Consider the following 1,657-nt stretch of genomic DNA (forward strand, 5'->3'; position numbering starts at 1 on the left):
TGCATCGCTATGAAGACAAGGAGTATTCCGATCGCATCGGCGCGGCGTCCTGATCATATGTCGCTCTGAACGCTCATTGAGGAACGCGTACTGCGCACATTCATCACAAGAGGGAGGCCAGCATGTCGGACATCGCCAGCCAGCGACCTCAGCGTGACGGTTTGCCACTCATCAGGATCTACTACGACGCGCGCTGCCCGGTGTGTCGTCGTGAACGCGCCCGCTACGAGCGGCTGTCGCGCCAAGACGCCAACGTCGAGTGGTGGGATGCGACGGATAACGCCGAGCATCTCGCCGCGCGCGGCATCGGCCTTAAGCAGGCATTGCTGTCGTTGCATGTCGAGACAGCGCAAGGGCAGATCTGTGAGGGCATGCCGGCGTATCGCCTGCTGCTTGCGCGCATCCCCGGTCTTGCCTGGCTGGGGTGGCTGATCACGCGGCCGCTGATCGAGCCGGCGCTGACGCGAGTCTACGATGCCTGGGTGCGTCGTCGGCTGTGTCGGGACGGCAGGCTGTGAGGTGCCGACGAGCCCGACGCAGGCTGCTGGAAGCCCCGTTGCAAGCCCTGCTGGTTTATCATGCTTTTTTGATATGCAAATGCTAATAGTTTTCGTTAGTATGTGAGGCACTGTCTGTTTCTTCACGTCTGCGAGCTTCCCGATGATCGACGCGCTTTCCCCGCTCTTTGCCGGTCCGATGGTTGCCTATCGGGACCTGATCACTACCTACACTCAGGTGCAGGCAGATGATGAGGCGTCGCTCCAGCGTGTCGTGCCGGCGCGCGATGTGCTCAGCCCCGGGTGGCTGGCGGCGTGCATCGCCGCGCATGGCATGCAGTACGAGGCCAGCCCGGCAAACGCCGCCTCTCACCACAGCGCCCCCGATGAGCAGGCGCTGCTATCCCAGTGGTCCAAGTACCTGTTGTCCTCGATGGTGTCGCTGCCGCTGGCGGCCAACCTGCTGCTGGACCATCAACTGCCACTGGAGCTGCGGCATCTTTCGCTGCGCCTTGGCGAGCATGGCGTGGTCACGCAGCTGATACTCGATGATGCGGCGGGGCAGGGCGCAAGCCTCCCGGCGGAGATCGAGTCGGCCGATGAGGCGACGCGGCTCCAGGCGCGCTTTCAGGGCTACCTGGCGCATCTTGAGGCCGTCATCGAGCGCCTCGTGCCGCACACTGCGCTGGGGCCCAAGGTCTTCTGGAGCAACGCGGCACATTACTTCGTCTATATCGTCGGCATGCTGGAAGAGCAGGGCTGGGTCGCGCAGGCGGCGCCGGCACGTCAGCTGATGGCGACCAGAATTCTGGCCGACGGGCGGCGCAATCCGCTCTATCAGCCGGTCAGCGACGTGATGGACCGCCACGGCGAACGGCATACGCCGCGCAAGGTGTGCTGCGTGCGTTATCGCATCGAGTGTCTGGGCTATTGCAGCAATTGTCCGCTGAGCATCGAGCGCGCCACGGCCCGCCGCGCTCAGACGCGTCGGGTCGATCAGCGCGCCAACTCGCGCGCGGCGCTGATCGGCAGCGACCTGTCCTGATGGGTAGCGTCCTGAACGGCAGCGGTCTGTGTTGATCGGCGCCCTCTGGTAAGATGGCGGCCCCTGTCATTGTCCGGTATGTCGTCATGTCCTCGTCTTCGCGCCGCCCACGCGG

Annotated in this window: 2 protein-coding genes; both read left to right on the forward strand. The window is 64.2% G+C overall.

From position 1 onward, the window contains the following. Positions 1-122 precede the first annotated feature (122 nt). Positions 123-518, forward strand: coding sequence for a thiol-disulfide oxidoreductase DCC family protein (locus tag AC4FAH_RS01355; RefSeq protein ID WP_225347842.1), 396 nt, complete (start codon positions 123-125; stop codon positions 516-518). A 142-nt stretch (positions 519-660) separates the two neighbouring features. Further along, positions 661-1,542: a siderophore-iron reductase FhuF gene (gene fhuF / locus AC4FAH_RS01360; protein ID WP_225347843.1), complete on the forward strand. Its 882-nt coding sequence runs from the start codon at positions 661-663 to the stop codon at positions 1,540-1,542. Positions 1,543-1,657 lie beyond the last annotated feature (115 nt).

It is taken from the genome of Cobetia sp., assembly GCF_983723665.1.